Genomic DNA, 18,065 nt, shown 5'->3' on the forward strand with positions numbered 1-18,065 from the left:
GAGGCGGTGCATGGCTATGATTGGACAAATAATGGTTTTGAGTTCCGGAATGCGACGGGCGTCATGCCCGTGTGCTTTTTAAAAAACCTCGAAAAGTAAGCATGATCTTCATAACCCAGCTCGTAGGCAATCTGCTTCACATCCAGCCGGGAATAGGAAAGCATTCTTTTCGCTTCCAGCAAAATCTCCTCATTGATGCGATGACTGGCGGAAAAGCCGGTAACCTCCTTTACAATTTCATTCAGGTACAATGGCGTGATGTTCAGTAATGCGGCATATTCTTTTACTTGTTTCAACTCCTTACAATTTTCAACTACAAGCTGTTTGAAACGTGCCGCGGTGCGGTACTTGCGCCCCTCGATCAACCCGGCCGAATACTCCGATTGCAGGATATGCGACGCCAGCAATGTGACGATGGAATCCGTTAACGAGCTCACCAATCCCTCCTTGAGTGCCAGTGTGGCCTGGTCGAGCGTTGTTCCGAGAATCGGTACCAGCTGAAAAAGCGGGCTGTTCGGCGCGATGGAAGCCGTTTGCCGTACGTGGGTAAAATTGTCAAAAATCTCGCGGTTTTCGGGCGATACCAGTCCCGGCGTCACGAACACCAGCCACCCGCCGGCCCCATTAAAATCTAGATTCTGATGCACCTGGCCAGGCGTAATGAAGCCCACCATTGAACCTGTGAGCACTACCTGAGTGAAATCCAGCTCCCAAACACAATGGCCATGTTGTTGTACAATGAAAATGTAGTGATCGTCGCGGTGAGCGGGATAGGTTTCGCATTGCAATGACGTCACCGGCACAATTTCCACGCCGACGCCATCCAGTTCGTCGCGATGTATGTCAATAGCAGGTTTTTTCATCTACATTTCAAATCTAGAGAAATCCTGTCATAAAAAGCATTTCCAATCTGCCCGAATTAACAAGGAAGGCTGCGAACAATGCCCGCAGCCTTACCGTTTAGTCCTCAACGTTACTTATAATTATTCTCTTTGGTAGCTCATTGCGAACTATCCTGTTTCCGCTACAACTTAAAGAATTTCAAATTTTTCGAACCGGCCCCGGTTTGCAGGCTGAGAATGTAAAGACCCGGTGTAAGCTGGCTGATGTCTATTTCGTTGACAGGCCCCGTTTGGCTGCCCTGCATGGTCAGGGCAAGTTTTCCGTTCGCATCAAAAATCTTCACGATAGCGGCGTCCTTTTCCAGGAAGCTGCGGTTGATTTTGATTTTGTCGCCGGCCGGGTTGGGATAGATTGCTGCCATCTCCTGCCCGTTGCCTGCTACCTGCAGGGCGCGGATTTTGGAATAGGCAAATGTACCGTCATAGTCCATTTGCTTCAAACGGAAATAGTACTTGCCCGCCGAAAGGCCATCCACCGTGTAGTGATAGTAGTTGACAGGGTTGCCGCCGTTTTCTTCCACGAAAGCTACTTTTACAAAGTCGATCGAATTAAGGCTTATTTCAATATCGAAACCCGAGTTATTGACCTCGTCGGCTGTTTTCCAGGAAAGCAGCGCGGTACCGGATTCTTTCTCGGACACATCGAAGGATATCAGCCTGACCGGCATGGAAGATTTTTCGATGCTGAAATTCTGATTTGAAATATCGAAGAAGATGCTGGGAGAATTGCCATTGGCGTTGCTGGTGCTGGAAGCAACCTTGATCCTGGCCTGGGTGGAATTGGTGTCGGGCAGCGTGACGGTTGCTGCACCAGAGTTAGGTACGCCCCCGGCAAGAAGCAGCGGGAAGGTATTGCCTCCATCGATCGAAAGGAAAATATCGACCAATGTACAATTTACCGGTGCCGCCGTGGTACCGTTGACGCTCCATTCGACATTGAGCTGAGTGTTCCCTTTTAACGTACCCGACGGATCGTTGGTCACCAGGAATGGTCCCGAATTGGCATCGATATCCACCGTCACGTTTTCCGAAGCGACCCCACCCTTGTTGTCCCTCACGGTAAGCCTGTGCGTCGTGGTGATACCAATCGAAGGCAGTTTGTCCCCTTTGGCGTAATTGGAGCCGTCGAGTATGGCCGAAAGCCTCGGAAAGTACCTTTTTCCCGGATTGGCGCTCTCATTGGATTGGACCGGAACGTACGATCTGAAAAACGGGGGCCTCGTTTGATCTGAAATAGTCGTTGCAGTAAGCAATGTTTTATCCGATTCGTCGCTGATATTGGTCCCTTCCCAGGAGTAGCTCAAAACATCCGCCGCGTCGCCGTCACTGGCCAGTCCTTCCAACACGAAAGGGGTCGATTTTGGGATAGTATAGGTGGTTTGCATAGATGCAATTGCGGGGACTGCATTGCCTGTCGGGGTCTCACTAAAACAGTCCAGGGTAGCCACATATGCATTGGCCTGGTCCAGACTCACAGCGTGAAAGTTGAGGAATGGCGCGTATGGCGTTTCATAGTCATCGTCCCCAACCAATCCGTCTGCGGAGTTGGTGTTGTTGCAGGTAAATCCGTAGCTCATAATGGTAGTACCTGCACCGGGTTCGACCGAAGTCTCCAGCGCGCGGGTCGTACATACGGGTACATTGCTGTTGTACGTATGCGACATGCCGAACTGGTGCCCTACCTCATGCGCTACGAGCTGAAAGTCAAAAACTTCCGCATACGACCCGTCACCCACGCCGGAAACACCTTGCCCCTTAAGCTCAGCAGCGCATACCGAAGGCCTTACCGCAATACCGCCGCCCGATCCGGGAGTAGTACCCAGTACATGTCCTATATCATAATTGGCATTACCAATGGTTGCATCCAGGTTCTGTTGGTTTTCCGTAAGCATGGCTACCTGGTCGTCGTTGTTGTAGGGATCGGTGGCGGTATTCGTATAAACGAGGGTTTCATCGCTTACCAGCATCAATGCGACGCTCAGCTCTTTCTGATACACCGCATTCAAGTTGTTCACATAGTTTGTCAGGGCGTTGAAGGCAGCCATTTGCGTACCTCCTTTTTGGGCAGTAAACTCGGCATCAGCGGCCACAGCCAGTTTAAACGTCCGCAATGTAGCTCCGGTTGCCAATGCGGCATTGGTACGTTCGTTAGCCCCGCCTACCGGAAGGTTATTCGGTTGGAGCCCGAAATCCAGCGCGCCGCAGCGGTTGTTGGCGTTTTTTTGCGTGCTATTCTGCGGGCTTACCGCATCCCGGGTAAAGTAACTTTTATACAAGCTGTCCGCGGCGTTGTCATCGAGCTTTTCGAAATAAACCGCATCGCTTTGCACACCCAGAATAATGGCACTGAAGCCGCTGGACGTGAGATTAATCCGGATCGAATAACCCGGGTGCTGCTTTCCCTTTCCGGAATACGTTTTAATTTCAGGATGTTTACGGGCGACCGCAGGCGCCAGGATCGATGATTCAAAAATTTCGAAAATCTCGACAGTGCCGTCAGGCAACGGCACTTCCAGGGGTATCCCCGCCACAAACTTTCTGGGGAACTCGGGCTGCGCCGCCGACAGGTAGCTTCTCAGGCCTGTGGAATGGATACGGTAAACGGAGAAGTTAGTAACGTACTCGGCAGCCCTGGCCCTGGCGACGTTGTCGATCTTTGTCTCGACAAAAAATCCCTTTTGGGCTCGGGTAAGCTGGCAAAGAAGTGCAAGTAAAAGCGTAAAATAAATCTTCATGGTTTGTGAGAATAAGTGAATATGATGGTTTTAATTGACGGACAATACTTTCGGTAGCCAAGCTTAGGAATGCTCCATGTTGACTGCGGCGGGCTTTCGGCTTTTGACCAACACATCGCTCTGGCCGGATTTCAGCACCTCTCCCAGCATGATAATATTCTTCGCATTGGTTTTCCGGAGTATGGTCTTTTTGATGGTACTTATCGTGGATGCTTTCCGGTTGGATTCTCGGGCAATCTGGGTAACCGAACGCCCAACCAACAGCTGCTCGGCGATATTCAATTCATTCCTGGTCAGCGTAACGGTTTCAACCTTGGTTTGCACCGCCAGGCCCAGCAGCCACTCCAAACCATCAGGACAGATATACTTGTTGCCCGACAAAAGCTTGTTCAGACACTTCTCAAATACTTCCGGCAAATCCATCGAGGTTACATACCCGCTAATCCCCTTGCTCAGGTAAGCAGACAGGTTTTTGAACGGCTGCTTTTCTGAAACGCTTTCCAGAATAAGTATGCGTGATCTGGCATATCTCTTCAAGGTGTCCTGCAAGCGTGAAAGATTTTCATGGTCGGAGTCGATCTGGGAAAGACATAGCACAACTATGTCAGCCGGCACCGCCTGCAATGCTACGGCCTGGGGATCTTCCAGACTGACAACTTCCGCATTTTCTATTTTTTCACTTACCATTTTGGCAAGCCCCCATCGTTCCAGGGCAGCCTTACCAATAATAACAATATGCATCGGCTGAGAATGAATCATGGTTCTCGGTTAGGGAATCAATTAAAAAGGAGCCCGTATTGACATCATACGGGTTGTCCTTTTAGCCTGTTTTGAACGGACCGATCAAGAAAAGACTGCCGTTTACCTGGAAATCAGGATTTTTCCGGCAACGCTCCCTCCATCGTCATAGTGTGCTTTTAGTATGTATATTCCATTAACCAATGAGGTTACATCGATCCCTTTTTGCGGGAGAGAGGTCAGGTCCTTCACCAGTTGCCCCGCGCTTGTATAAATCAGGATCCTGCTAATGGCTTCGGGCCGGTCGACGGCTATGTTCAGCCGATCGGAGACGGGGTTTGGATAAACTGAGAGTTTCAATCCGGATTTGAACTCCAAAGCAAGGATTTTGCTGAATGCGAATGAACCGTCGTGGTCTACCATCCGCAGACGATAGTAATTGGTACCGGTCATTGCCTGCGTATGGACGAAATGGTACCGGAGCAGCGAAGCACTTTCTCCATGCGAACTAACCTGACCGGCCACATGCCAGTCTTTGCCATTTTGGCTGTGCTGGATTTCAAAAAAGTCGCTATTGGATTCAAAAGTGGTTTCCCAGCTAAGCAGCGGCTGATTTTCGTTAAGCGTTACCCGAAAAGCAACCAGGGTTACCGGCAACGGTGTCGTTGGAACTACGATGGTGTAAGTAGCCGGCGGGCTTTGTGCACCTGCCTTGTCGATAAAAGCATATTGAAAGCTCATAGAGGCATAAGTGCCGTCGGTAAGCTCGATGGCAAGCAGGGCGGGATCATAGTTCTCGATAATGTACTGCCCGTTGGTAAGGACGACCGGCTGATTGTTATAAATCAGCACACCGTGGTCCGCCAGGGATTTGATGGCCACCTTACGGTTTTGAAGCGGGCCGTTCAGGGGAAGGTCCTCAGGGTCGCTTCCGCGTAAGGGGCCAGGCGACGCATTATCACCCGGTACGCCGGTGCCTGTTCCGCTGAGCACAATACGCTCACCTGTTTTGGGCCTGGTTGGATAGGTGTAGCTTTGCGACTGCGCCAACGGCGGCCGCTGAATACCAAAATTGATGTTAATCACGTCCGTATTCACCACCTGGAAGGATTGGCTCGTCCCACTGCTTCCGCTATTGCCGGTGTTGGGATCGCCATTATATGCTCCTGTCCTCAACCAGTCGCCGGGTAAGGTTGCGACCGGGGGCGCCCCGCCCAATGCTGCATCCGTGGCGCTTATCTTCACGGTATAGCCTGCTCCCGGAAGGACATTAGGGAAATGAAACTGTCCGTCTGTCCCTACTGCCGTTTTAGCGACCGCGATCCCGTCTTTAACCAGGTAAGCTGATATACCGGCCGGGATCACATTGGGGCCCGCAGGACTTACACTGTTGTTGACAAATGCCCCGTCCGGATCATGAAAGATATTCCCACTTACGGACGCCAGGCACGATGGGGCCACATACACCCCGCTGGTGCCGCTGGTCATAGAGAATTGATTGGTAGAGCTATACCATCCCCCAACAAAAATACCATTGCTCAGACTGGACGTGTTACCATTCTCATCGCCCGTGGTAAGCCAGTAGCCGGTAAAAAAGCCGCCGCCGCTGAAATCAGCCCCTCCGGCAATTAATGCACCTGTACCGTTATTGACCCGGGGCCCCTGCGGATAAGGCGAAGCAGGGGTATTTCCTCCGCCACTGGATTTGATATCGCCGGCGACGTTGATGAAATTAGCCGGGGAAAGATTCCCGGCAGGGACGATAGCACCACCGCTTTGAAACTTGACCTGTCCCTGGTAACCATTAGCCGGGTTATTATCCTGGTCCCAAACGATCACGAAAAAATCATTTGCATCCCCGCTTACGGTCAACTGGCTGGAAACTCCCATACCTGCGTTGATGTGTATTACGTAGGTCTGCCCTATACCATTTTGGGTATTCAGCCCATCCAGCACGGACGAATTCACGCCACTGTAGCCGGGCGTTGGCGTCAAGCCATTAATCTGGGTTAAAGCATTGTTAAAGTCATTGGTCAGCTGGGTCAGCAAGGCCGTTTGGTTCAAGGATGCGGAAGCCTGGCCGGAATTGTCTGATACAATGTTATTCCAGGCGCCGATCGTGTTGCCGTTCGTATATATGGTACCCGCATACGGGACTCCCCCCGAGGTGCGAAAACTGGCGGTAGAACTTACCGCCACATTACCAACGAACCCCTTGGTAGCCCCCTGCCAGTTGGCATCTGCACTTGCATCGGTAAAAACAAACAAATAGTCGGTCAGCCTTCCCAGATTAGCTCCTCCTGCGGTGCAATTCTGCGCGAGCAAATGGTCGTCGAAGCAAGCGATGATAAAGACTCCAATGCAAAAGCATACCCTTTTGATATTTGAGAAATTAGCTGATAGCGGAGGGATTACGGAGCGACAAAAGGGTGCCCCCTTCTGTACACAAAACGTGTAAAGAGTTTTCATAGGTAGCTGTTTTTGAAGATTAGTAAAAAGAAGGTTACGTAAAGAAAAAACAAACGGTTATACATATACGCCATTGAGTAATGGCGCGGGGAATCCTTATGGGCAATATGATTCATCACGCTATCTGTTCTCAGATAGCTATCACCAGGTTAGCGTATTGAACGATTATCATTTACGGCGAAATCCGTTTTGTCCGCAGATGGAGTTCCGGATTTCACTATACGAATTGCGAGACACCCGGGGCACGCGTTTGGGTTAACCAGAAACACAATGCCTCCAACTAAAATTACCTGCAAAAAGACTTATGTGTAATAGCATTGGGTTGTCTGTTTAGTTTTGATGTCACTATCCGTTAGCATGAATAAGCATAGAAAAAGATCTAGTATCATAGGCCACAATGGCGAGCAGCAGCGGGGTGTCTGTTGATACAAATGTAACGGGACTTACTCCTGACCTTCAAGACTTGCTGTATCGAAATTCCTGAATTCTGATACAAGTTTCGCGAAACATAGGACGATTAACACACAAAAATATAACGATTCGAAGCCGACGACCCATTTGAATGCCAGGTGGAGAAAGCTGCATGCGGCGCCTGTCATTTTACATGACAATTATGTGTTTTGAACCCGTAAAAGTAATAAGAAAAGCCACGTAACAGAGATACTACCGAACTGCACTAAGAGTAGAAATACATCGATCTATTCTTCCAATGTACTTTTAGTCGGAGCAACGGCGTGTCTATCTTATCTCGCTAGTAAGATGTTTGATAAAGATAGAAGGGGACACTCCCGTACAGTCCTTGAACACCGCGGCAAACTGACTGTGGGAGGAGAACCCCGACGCTGCGGCCATCGTACTGATCTTATGTTGTCTCCAGGTTGGATCCTTTCTTAACATACCGACTACAAAATCGATTCGCAGCTTATTGATGTAGCCATTAAAATCAGTCTTCTTATCCTTGTTGATGAGATGGGAAAGATATTTCGTATTGGTGTTTAGCTGCGCGGCCAGGGCAGGCAATGAAAATGCCCTTTCAAGAAATGCATCCGATTTTTCAAACTCGGTCAGCTTTTCCAACAAATGCTGCTCCGTTTCTATCGGCATGATCCGTTTTTCAGGATTGCCCGCGCCAATTTCCGGCTCATCTTTTCCTATGTCCCCCACGGGTAGCGTATCGGGCAGCCCTTCTCCTGCCGCGGGGGCAATCGTCGTGTGGCCGTTATGGGTCTTGGTTTCCTTGTTATGAAATTGGGCCAGGACGCTCCTAACCTGCGCTAATTGGCGTTTTTGCTTTTTTCTGTAAGCCGTAAAGAGAATACCCACCAGCGCGATCAATAGCAAGCCCGAGAGTATAACAACATCCTTACCACTGCTTATCGCCTCCGCCTTTGCCCCATCCCGATCCAATCGGGTATACATCCTGTTGAGCAGCTGCGCCCGTTTATCCAGTAAAGTATCGGTTACCGAACTGCTCTTCTCTTTGGCAGCCGCTAATTTCTTTTGGTCCTTTACCAAGGCATAATACCGCTTAGCCAGGTCATATGTCGCGTCCTTCAATTGCAGATATTGAGATTCTTCGGCGATGTGCTCAGCTTTATCCAGATAAACTTTTGCTTCCGGCAGGCGCCCTGCTTCCATCAGCGCTTCGGCCATTCCTTTGTAGATCAGCCCGATGACGTAGTGAGGCGACTGCGTTTCACTTAGTTTGAGCGCTTTGCGGTAATGTACCAGGGCAGTGTCGTAGCGAGTCAGCAGGCGGTAATTGTCACCTATCAATCGCTCGTTGTTCATGATATTAAAATCCTTGTTCTTCTGGATTTTGTCAAAGCTCTTCCCTGCCTCCTTAAAATGCCGGATAGCCTGTTCATGGTCCTCCTCATCCATACTTGCGAACCCCAGCTCCTGAAGAAGCAATCCGCGGGTGCTGTTGGCTTGTTCGGCGTCCTCAATTTTGGGGACTATCCCCAGAGCCTTCCGGGAGTAGCTTCTGGATTTCCCACACAGTTCCATCATCCGGTATAGGCCTGCCAGATATGCATTGGCTCTCGCCTGCCAGGTGTAATTGTCGCTTTCGACGGCCAGCCGTTCGAGTTTCTCGGCATATTCAACCGATTTTCCCAACTCCTCCTTTTGCTGATAAAGTCGGGCGATAAGCATCATCGACCTCATCCGGTGCACGTCTTCCGACGAAGCCTTGTAAAGAGAATCGGCCGCGACGATCGCGGCATTCAAATCGGCATGGGCTGCTTCCTTCCATATTTTGTCGTATGCCTGGTCAAAAGCCTGGTCCTGCGCCTGCGTGCAAAAGCCCGCGATCAGCAGTAAAAAAAATAATGGATTAGAGATGCGCTTTCTAATGCGGATAATGGCTCGGGTAATCATACCAGTCTAAAAAATATCGAAAGAAGAGGGCAATGGAACACAAGCTTTCGCAACTTTCCGGGGTAAAATTATAACTTTTGACAAGTCTGTTCCCAAGACAATTCATATTTACTTTCTTTAAGACATTCAAACTAAACATCCCTCCATCGGTAAATGAAATCAATTTTCACTTATCGTCTCTTTTATTTTCTGCACCACAGGCATTTACGCAGGCAAAGCGGGAGATTTTTGGGCTGATGCAACCATAGCAGGTCCGCGCAGAACGCACATTGTGCCGGTAGTAAAGCAATGGAATAAACAGGCCGGTGTTTATACCTTCGGTGTGATAGGAAACGGGGTAATTGTTCCTGTGCAGGCCGGAGAGTAAGCGGCCATGCCACGGTCGGCGTAACTTATGGTGTCTGAGGTAAATGTCCGTGCAGACATTCACCTCAGCCATTCATTCCATGAAAACTAAAATCTACCTTTTTCTGACTGTGTTACTGAGCTGTAATGCGGTCTTTGCACAAACACAATGCGAAATGGTCTATGATACGGCATCGCGCAGGTACCAGCTGATCAGGAATGCGGATGCCAACGTTTCGGCCCGGGTGCAGGCTTATGATATCGATATTACCGTCACACCCAGCGCCGCAAGACCTGAAAGTATGGTCCATATCCGGATGGATATCGGCCCCGGAGTAAACATAGATTCCATTTATACCCTTGTTTTTACGATCTGGCCCGATTGCCAGATCCCCTGTAATGAGCAGGCCATAGGCGAAATGTGGCTTTCAACGAGCGCCATCGACAAGTTAAACCGGACTGTCGACCTGACGATGGGCGGGATGCTGCCTGGAAAACGTTACCGGCTTGAAACGTCGGTTTTTGGTCTGGAAGGCGCTCCGTGCGGCGGCAATATGGCCGAACCCGTTACTTTTCAAACCGGCCCCGCCGTTGCAAAACCCACGCAAATGCTGATGGTGATCGATGAGGTGTGGCGAAATGTAAGCTATGTGCAGAGCGTGCTGGATCAATACATTACCGATGTGCAAACCAGCAACCCGCGGCTTACCGTGCAAAAATACTATATCGAAAATAACGGCACGGCCAAGATGCTGCTCTATAACCACATCCGGCAGCAATACCTGAACAGCAATTTATCGTACCTGTTTTTTATCGGCGACAATGCATCTACAGAGGTGCGCCGCAACCTGCTGGACGAGGCAGGTAACGTTATATTTACCGCCGGCACGGTGAGTTTTACCCATTATACTTTGCCCTGGTACCAGCACTATTCGTTCAGTCCCGAGACGTATGTACTCGAAAGTTCGATGTACCATAACACCTGTTACAGGGCAACGCAGGAGGTTCGGCAACCTGTTTTTCAGCAACGGAACTCCCTGATTTCTATGGGAATGGTGATCCCCGACCCCGCATTAAGCCACGACGGGAAGGCCAACTACATTGTGGATTACTTCAATAAGCTACGCCGGTTCCGAAATAAAGAAATCACGTTTCAAAAAAGGGTATTGCTGGCCGACGGCTTTGCCGAAGAGGATGCCGTGATCGGGACGGCGCTGGCCAATGGACGGTGGCTTTCAGCCATTGCACTGGAGACCAGCGGGCCTAAGGATCCTAACTATTCAGGAGACGATCCGATCTGGAAAAGCGACTTTCTGAACAGGCTGGGCAACGGATCGCACGAAATTTTTAGCATGAACGTGCATGGAAGCCCGACTTACCACGCCTTTGGAATTTACAGTTACGACCTCATATACAATTTATTACAACTAAACACCCAGCTCCTGCACCTGGCATCATGCAACGTCGGGCACTTCAAAAGCAGCAACTATATGGCCGGCCTGTACCTTGAAAAAGGCAATGTGATCAATGTGCACGCCTATGCGGATCTGCTGATCGTCATTACTTCCAACGGTGCCAGCGGATTGGGTTATCAGTTTATGGGCAACGGCGCCTTCACGTTGATGTCGCAAGGCCACACGGTCAGCGATGCATACCGGTATTCGCAATCCTACATCGACAGCGAAGTGATTCTCGGGGATCCGCTCGCGACGCTCAATATGGAATCGGCATTGCCGGTGACCCTACGGGATTTTGATGTCAGCAGGGAGGGTCGCATGGCGATGCTGAAATGGTCGACGACCTCCGAAACAAATAGTAGGCAGTTTGACATTGAGCGCAGTAGCGACGGCAAGCAATGGAAACGCATCGGAGAAGTGCAATCCGCGGGAGAAAGCGTGGTAGACAGGGATTATTTCTTTCAGGATAACCAGCCGCTTTCAGGCTGGAACCTGTACCGGCTGAAAATGATCGATCACACCGCAGACGGTCAGGACGGGGCCTATGCGTATTCGAGAATCCGTACGCTCGATTTCGGGTTGGAAGCTGCCCCCGCATTTCCCAATCCCGCTTTTGACAGGATCTACTTCGCCAAAGACGTGACAGATCATCTCAAATCGCTGCGCATGACTGACGCTGCCGGCAAAGTTGTTCTCGAAAAACACAAATTCACCGGTGACGGTATCGCCATCAGGGAGCTGCACCCGGGGCTTTACCTGCTGCAACTAACCATGCGGGATGGCCAGGTCCGCACGGAAAAAATAGCCGTAACCCGTTGATATTTTGCGCCCGGTTCGCAGTAAAAAATTGGTGACTTATTTCCGGCAGAATGCTATCTTTAAAGCCCGGATCTTTGATCCCAACCCTCTGTCTTTCTGTGTTATTAAAATGAAGTTGCATTGAAATACCTTTTACTGACCTTGCTATTCCTATGCCTGGCTATCTCTGCGCATGCTCAAATACCCGTCGATTTCCAGTTCTGCACAGGAACCGGCGAACTCTGCGTAACGCCGAGCGACTCGACCTACGAACTCTGTCTAAATCTTAAACCCGGTTTTTGCGACTCGAAAGAATACGAAATCAGGTGGGGCGACGGCAAAATGGAGCGCGTCACGCTGACTGGCGAAAAGAAAGCCACGCACGTGTACGACCTCAGGCAGTTCGCCAAGAATTGCAGTGATGCCGAGATCGAATACAACTTCAACATCCGCGCCGTAAGTTGCGGAAATGATAACAAGGGCTATTTGCTGATATTCAAGAAAAGGCCGGAAGCCCGACCGGTGATCGATGCCGCTTGCGCCGGTACCACTGTGACGATCAGAAACGAAAGCTGCCCCACTTATGGTGTCGACTTTCTATGGGAATTCAGCGACGGCAGAACCAGCACCGATACCTACCCCTATCTTTCTTTTACAGACCCTACAAAAACCTACAAAGTTAAACTGACAGCCACTTCCAAAGTTTGTGGTACCAGTACCGCCGAGACAGAGTTTAAACTCGCCAAACCACCTGTTCCGGATTTTAAAGTTGCGGGTGTGTCGGTCATTGAAAAAGACACCGTGGTGTGCCTGACCGGCGGCGGCGTCATCGACCTCGACGGCAGTATTTCGCAGGACGAGTCCGGCTACGCGTGGAATATCGAGGGTGGAAAGTACAGTTATCAAGGCAAGACCAAGCCCAACGATGCGACCGTTAAGGTCAAACTGGAAGAGGCGAAGGAATACACCGTTACGCTGACCGTAAACAACAGTTGCGGTGAGCGGAAAATCACCAGAAAATACAAGGTAATCAGCACCACATCCGCATCCATTACGCCGCAGCCGGATGTTTGTGAAGAAATAACCTACAAGGTAGCCAATCCGGTCCCGGGGGCAGTTTATACCATCAATGGCACCCCATTCTCGCCCGCACAGGAAATTCCTGTAAAATTTGCGTCCGCGCCTTACATTGTCGTCGCCAAAATCCAGAACGCCTGCGGTACACAAATGGCGAGCGATACATTCAGCGTTTCGCCGGCCCAACCGGTAAAAATCGTATCCATTCCGAAGGATACCCTCGTTTGCACAAGCTCCGAGCGCATTTTGCTTACCGCCAATCTCCCGGGCGGTGAATGGAGCGGGGATGCCGTGGAGACTGTCAACGGGCAGAGCTTCTTTGTTCCCAAAACACCGGGCACTTTCAATGTCACTTACACCCGCGGCACGGGTAAATGCCTGATGACCACATCTGTGAAGGTGTCTGTGGAAGGTATTCAGGCCACCGCCGATAATAAGTCCATTTGCGAAGGCACTTCCTGGATCAAACTTTCCGGAGCCCCGGCAGGCGGCCAGTGGACGACAGCTTCCTGTTCGGGTTGTATAAAAGTAGACACCCTTTTTACAGCCGGATTATCGGGTAGCGAATTTGACATCCGGTATAGCGTCGCCAGCAAGACCGGTTGCAAGGCGGAAGCGCTCGCGAAGGTAACGATCGGCAGCCCGAAAGCAGCGTTTTCAATTCAGGACGGGTGTGCCGGACAAGCCTTTAAGCCGGTGAATGCGTCGTTGCGTGCGGAAACCTATGTGTGGATGGTCAATAAGGCAGTCGTTGCGAGCGAAGAAAGTCCCGAACTTCAATTATCGCCGGGCAAACAAACCATTACCCTCATCGCGCGTGCAGGTGCTTGTGCCGATACGCTCACGCGCGAAGTCACCATTACCCGTCCGCCGGGGAAAATCACTTTCATACCAAGCACAACAGCCGGCTGCGCTCCTTTAAGTGTATCTTTCAATGTGAATGGCAATGCTGAGCCTGGGATCGAATACGTCTGGAAAGTAAATGGCCAGACTGTTTTCACGGGATTCCAGCTTCCAGCTAAACTACTTGAAAATACGAGCAGAAAAGATTCCGTCTATCAAATCAGCGTAGCGGCTGACAATGCCTGCGGAGGGCAAACAGATGTAAAACAAATCACGGTACGGCCAGGAACACGTGCCGAGATCGGTGTCGATTCGACCATGCTCAGGTGCACGCCTGCCTCGCTCCTGTTTTCAAATCGTTCCACGGGGCATGACAAAAAAACATCGGTGTGGTCGTTTGGCGATGGCACCACGTTGGCATCCGCCGGCGACACGCTGTCTCACTTGTTTTCAGCGAAAGACAAGGTCAGCACCTATATAGTCAGATTGAAAGTCTCCGGCGAATGCGGAGCGGACAATGATTCGGTGGCCATTAGCGTGTATCCCAGCACTGTAAAAGCACTCTATACCATTTCCAAATCGGAAGTGTGCCCGGGTGAAGTGGTACAATTCACGGACGCGTCGGTCCCCAAACCCGTTCGCTGGTTATGGCGGTTCGGCGACGGCACCATTGCTACCACGGCCAATCCGACGCACGCATTTTCCAAAGGTAAAAGCGAGTACAAAGTGACGCTTATCGCATACACCGACTGCGGTTCCGATTCTACTCAATTGACCATCAGAACGAGCGAAGCACCCTCCGGAACCTTTGAAAGCCCTTCCCTGGCTTGCGACAATGCATCCGTTAAGTTTGCCAACCAGTCGCCTCCCGAGTTCGGATTTGTGTGGGATTTCGGGGACGGCAGCCCGCTTGACTCGCTCAGCCACTCCCCCGAACATCTCTATCCCGGCGCCGGAACCTATCAGGCGACGTTGAGCCTCTTCGGCAACACACAGGCTTGCAAGGTGATAGCTAAAAAAGCTACGATAACCGTCGTTTCCCCTGCCAAGGCGGATTTTGGTTTCGTGGGCGACTCATTGTTCTGCGCACCCGGGCCGGTGGTTATCCGCAATCAGTCCGAGCCAGCCGACCGCTACTTATGGTATTTCAGCGATGGCCGGACTGCCGAAGCGCGGGAGCCGGCACTCCCCTTTGATCCGGGCATATACGATGTAAAACTGGTAACGGTGAAGGGCGGGGTTTGCATGGATTCGACCGAACGTGCGGCGGCATTTGTAGTCAGGGAATGCCAGATAGACGTCCCGCAGGCCTTTACCCCTAACGGCGACGGCATCGGCGACCGCTATACCTTGTTCGGAGCGGGAATCAGCAGGATCAGCCTTTTGCGGATCCGCAATCGCTGGGGCGAAATCGTCTTTGAAATGAAAGATGTCCAACCCGGCAGCCAGCAACCGGGAGAATCCTGGGACGGGACTTTCGGTGGCAAGGAAATGCCGGCCGATATGTACGTTTACGAAGCCGACGTGCGCTACATTGATCAAAAAAAATCCGGAAAACTACGAGGGAACATTTACCTGACCCGCTGACATTTATGAAAAGATTTCTACTTCTTTCAAGCGTGATCTATTGTTTCTGTGGTTCGGTCCGGGCACAGTCGCCGCAATTTTCGCAATTTTACGCAAACCCTGTTTACGCCAATCCCGCACTCGCCGGGGATGCCGGCACACCCCGGCTGATCGCCAACTATCGTAATCAGTGGGCAACCGTAGGCACGGCATTTCAAACTGCCGCGTTCTCGTTCGACACCTATGCGGAGGACCAGCAAATTGGCCTCGGAGTGCAGGTACTTCACGACCAGCGTGGCCATGCGTTGAAAAGCGATCAGCTTTCCGGCCAGTTATCGAAACTGGTGTACCTCGATGGCCAAAAGGAACTCAGGCTGATTGGCGGTGTCCAGGCCGCGTGGGCTTTGAACCGATGGAACGGGGCGGACCTTACCTATGTTTCCGATTTCCTGGGAAGCCCGGACCCGCTCGCCGGAAGTGCTATACAACAAAACCGGTTTAGCTTATCGGTCGGTGGCATTCTCGAATATATGCCCAGGCATGAGGACTATGCATCTTACTGGATCAGCGGTGCCTGGCACAATATGGGCATTAATAGCCCTGTCGCCATCGACCATCAGCGGATCAACATCCAGCTTGGTTCCAAAATCCCCATAGGTATTCCAGCTTTATTTGGCAACAATCTCGGCAGCGACCTGAGCCGGGAAAGCGCCCTGAACCTGGGACTGCAGGTAAGGAAACAGGGAAGTTCGCGGCAACTCGATGCCGGCTTCAACCTGATTTTTTCGCCATTGGTGGTGGGCGCGTGGTACCGCGGGATGATCTGGGGAAGTACCCGGCGCGACGCGCTGATCGGAACGGCCGGATGGGCCTATGGCAATATGCTTATCCAGGCGAGTTACGACCTGCCTGTGTCATCCCTGGGGCCGGATACCGGCTCATTTGAAATATCAGTCTGGTACGGCGTCGACGCGCTGTTCCGTTTCGCCGGCAAAAGAACAAGTGACCGCAGGGCGCGGAGGTGCCTCCGCTACTAGAGTCGGAATGCGGCAGACAGGCGGAAACTCTATCTATGTTACCGGCTATCCCGGCGTCGCGACCGGTGAAATGGTCGAAACGCCGGAATAGCGGCAGGCATTTTTCGGGGTTTATATCCATTCTCCCGCTTTACGACTACTGTTTGTCCCACCAAACCCTTGTTTTAAAATTGTCGGTGCCCTGCCGCGCCACCGCGGCATTGTAATTGGTCGCATTCAATACCGGCTCATCCTCCGGGTACCGCAGCCTGCGCGGGTAGGTACCGTCGGTTTCGTTGCTTGGATAATTGATGGCTGTCAGCCTGGGATAGCCGGAGCGACGAACATTCGCGTAGGCTTCCAGGCCATTCATGAAACAGGCTGCCCAATACTGGGTGTTGATCTGCTCGTACGCTTTTTCCTTATCCGCAACGCCCACAAAAGGATTAGCCGCCAGGTAGGCATCGATTTCAGCATCCGTGATCACCGCCGATGCGTCGTATTTCGCGAGGTTTTTCATGGCCCCGGCAACACCGCTTTTGTAAAATGCCCCGGCATCACCGCTTATCCATCCCCGGATCGTTGCTTCTGCCAGCATCAGCTGAACCTCCCCATAGGTAAGGCACATCCGCGGGCCGTCGAGCTTGGCGTAAACGTCGCGGTTAATGCCGGAATACTGATGCTGGTCTTTCGTGTTGTCCCAGCTTGGATCACTTTTGATCGTGACCAGGTTGAAGCCATTCGGCATTCCTTTCTGTACGGCAGGGTCCGTATTTTTGGTAGATGCCTTGGAAGGATCCGAATATACGGCAACCATGTATTTCAGACGCGGGTCGTTTCGGCTTTTCATGTAGTTGAAGATCGTCGCGCTGATCTTGCCGGGAGATACGCCCGAGACGGACAACGTCCAGCTTTCCCCGTTCACCAATGATTGGTTCGCGCCGGTCTTATCCGGGAACCTGACATACATATTGTCATCTACGGACGTGAATACCCCGCCTGCTACGGCCTTTTTCACCCATGTTTCGGCGGTTGCCGGTTCCACTTTCTGCAACCGCATGCCCAGGCGCAACATGAGTGAGTACCCGAATTTTTTCCACTTCCCCACATCGCCTCCGTAAACAATGTCGGCGGTGACGGCCCCCTTCGACGCGTCCAGCTTGGCCGTCGCGTCTTCCAGCTCGCTGAGCATATTGTAGTAGATATCCTTTTGGGTATCATATTGGGGTTTGTAGTTCTGTGCAGAAAAGCCCTGGTTGGCTTCGGAATATGGCACATCTCCGTACAGGTCCGTCAGGCGGTGGTAAATAACCGTTTTCCAGATCCTGGCCATATTGTGGAGATTGCTCAGTTCGGGCTTGTCCTTCGATAATTGAATCGCGGCTTCCAAGAGTTTGCTACCCCCGTTCACGGCATTGAATGTGTTCTTCCACAAACTCTCGCTCCCGCCTTTGTTATACACATATTTGTCACCAAAGAAATCGAATGTCCCCGCGTCGCTCAACGTCGCGAAATGCTGCACGAAAGGCTCGGTGTAATGCAGGGAAGCCCCGTCATCACCCCTAGACGAAAACAGCTGTGCGGAGGTAAACAGGTAGGCCGGGCTAAACCCCTCTGCGGTAGCTGCATTGGGGTCCTTATTGAGTTGTTCGAAGTCGCCGTCGCAGCCCGACAGAAGTACCATGCTGCCGGCCAATAGAACGCTTAATATCTTTTTCATTTTCAACAGGTTTGATC

The 18,065-nt window shown here is 51.3% G+C and carries 9 protein-coding genes; 3 read left to right on the forward strand and 6 right to left on the reverse strand.

Going from position 1 to position 18,065, the window contains the following annotated elements:
• Positions 1-14 precede the first annotated feature (14 nt).
• From J7619_RS01360 to J7619_RS01380, 5 genes are all read right to left on the reverse strand, one after another.
• Positions 15-863, reverse strand: a complete 849-nt coding sequence (locus J7619_RS01360) for an AraC family transcriptional regulator (protein ID WP_291193149.1) — start codon at positions 861-863, stop codon at positions 15-17.
• Positions 864-1,024: 161 nt separating this feature from the next.
• On the reverse strand, positions 1,025-3,637 hold the full coding sequence (locus tag J7619_RS01365; protein ID WP_291193151.1) for a reprolysin-like metallopeptidase: 2,613 nt from the start codon (positions 3,635-3,637) through the stop codon (positions 1,025-1,027).
• A 63-nt stretch (positions 3,638-3,700) separates the two neighbouring features.
• Positions 3,701-4,396, reverse strand: coding sequence for a LuxR C-terminal-related transcriptional regulator (locus J7619_RS01370; protein WP_291193153.1), 696 nt, complete (start codon positions 4,394-4,396; stop codon positions 3,701-3,703).
• A gap of 102 nt (positions 4,397-4,498) precedes the next feature.
• Positions 4,499-6,844 (reverse strand): T9SS type A sorting domain-containing protein, encoded by a 2,346-nt coding sequence (locus J7619_RS01375; RefSeq protein ID WP_291193155.1) that lies wholly within the window; start codon positions 6,842-6,844, stop codon positions 4,499-4,501.
• Between the two features lie 738 nt (positions 6,845-7,582).
• On the reverse strand, positions 7,583-9,226 hold the full coding sequence (locus J7619_RS01380) for a helix-turn-helix domain-containing protein (RefSeq protein ID WP_291193157.1): 1,644 nt from the start codon (positions 9,224-9,226) through the stop codon (positions 7,583-7,585).
• Between the two features lie 446 nt (positions 9,227-9,672).
• On the opposite strand from J7619_RS01380, the gene J7619_RS01385 reads away from it, so the two are divergent.
• From J7619_RS01385 to J7619_RS01395, 3 genes are all read left to right on the forward strand, one after another.
• Entirely contained in the window at positions 9,673-11,847 is a 2,175-nt protein-coding gene (locus J7619_RS01385) for a T9SS type A sorting domain-containing protein (protein ID WP_291193159.1), read from the forward strand.
• 120 nt (positions 11,848-11,967) lie between these two features.
• On the forward strand, positions 11,968-15,333 hold the full coding sequence (locus J7619_RS01390; RefSeq protein WP_291193161.1) for a PKD domain-containing protein: 3,366 nt from the start codon (positions 11,968-11,970) through the stop codon (positions 15,331-15,333).
• Positions 15,334-15,338: 5 nt separating this feature from the next.
• A complete protein-coding gene (locus tag J7619_RS01395; protein WP_291193163.1) occupies positions 15,339-16,349 on the forward strand; it encodes a PorP/SprF family type IX secretion system membrane protein in 1,011 nt (336 codons plus the stop codon).
• Between the two features lie 136 nt (positions 16,350-16,485).
• Here J7619_RS01395 and J7619_RS01400 read toward each other — a convergent pair whose 3' ends face one another.
• On the reverse strand, positions 16,486-18,048 hold the full coding sequence (locus J7619_RS01400; protein ID WP_291193165.1) for a SusD/RagB family nutrient-binding outer membrane lipoprotein: 1,563 nt from the start codon (positions 18,046-18,048) through the stop codon (positions 16,486-16,488).
• Positions 18,049-18,065 lie beyond the last annotated feature (17 nt).

This window comes from Dyadobacter sp. (assembly GCF_017744695.1).
Lineage (GTDB): Bacteria > Bacteroidota > Bacteroidia > Cytophagales > Spirosomataceae > Dyadobacter.

Bases quoted from the DNA above. Each gene is read 5' to 3' on its own strand.
- J7619_RS01360 (WP_291193149.1), bottom strand. From the start codon at position 863: ATGAAAAAACCTGCTATTGACATACATCGCGACGAACTGGATGGCGTC.
- J7619_RS01365 (WP_291193151.1), bottom strand. From the start codon at position 3,637: ATGAAGATTTATTTTACGCTTTTACTTGCACTTCTTTGCCAGCTTACC.
- J7619_RS01370 (WP_291193153.1), bottom strand. From the start codon at position 4,396: ATGATTCATTCTCAGCCGATGCATATTGTTATTATTGGTAAGGCTGCC.
- J7619_RS01375 (WP_291193155.1), bottom strand. From the start codon at position 6,844: ATGAAAACTCTTTACACGTTTTGTGTACAGAAGGGGGCACCCTTTTGT.
- J7619_RS01380 (WP_291193157.1), bottom strand. From the start codon at position 9,226: ATGATTACCCGAGCCATTATCCGCATTAGAAAGCGCATCTCTAATCCA.
- J7619_RS01385 (WP_291193159.1), top strand. From the start codon at position 9,673: ATGAAAACTAAAATCTACCTTTTTCTGACTGTGTTACTGAGCTGTAAT.
- J7619_RS01395 (WP_291193163.1), top strand. From the start codon at position 15,339: ATGAAAAGATTTCTACTTCTTTCAAGCGTGATCTATTGTTTCTGTGGT.
- J7619_RS01400 (WP_291193165.1), bottom strand. From the start codon at position 18,048: ATGAAAAAGATATTAAGCGTTCTATTGGCCGGCAGCATGGTACTTCTG.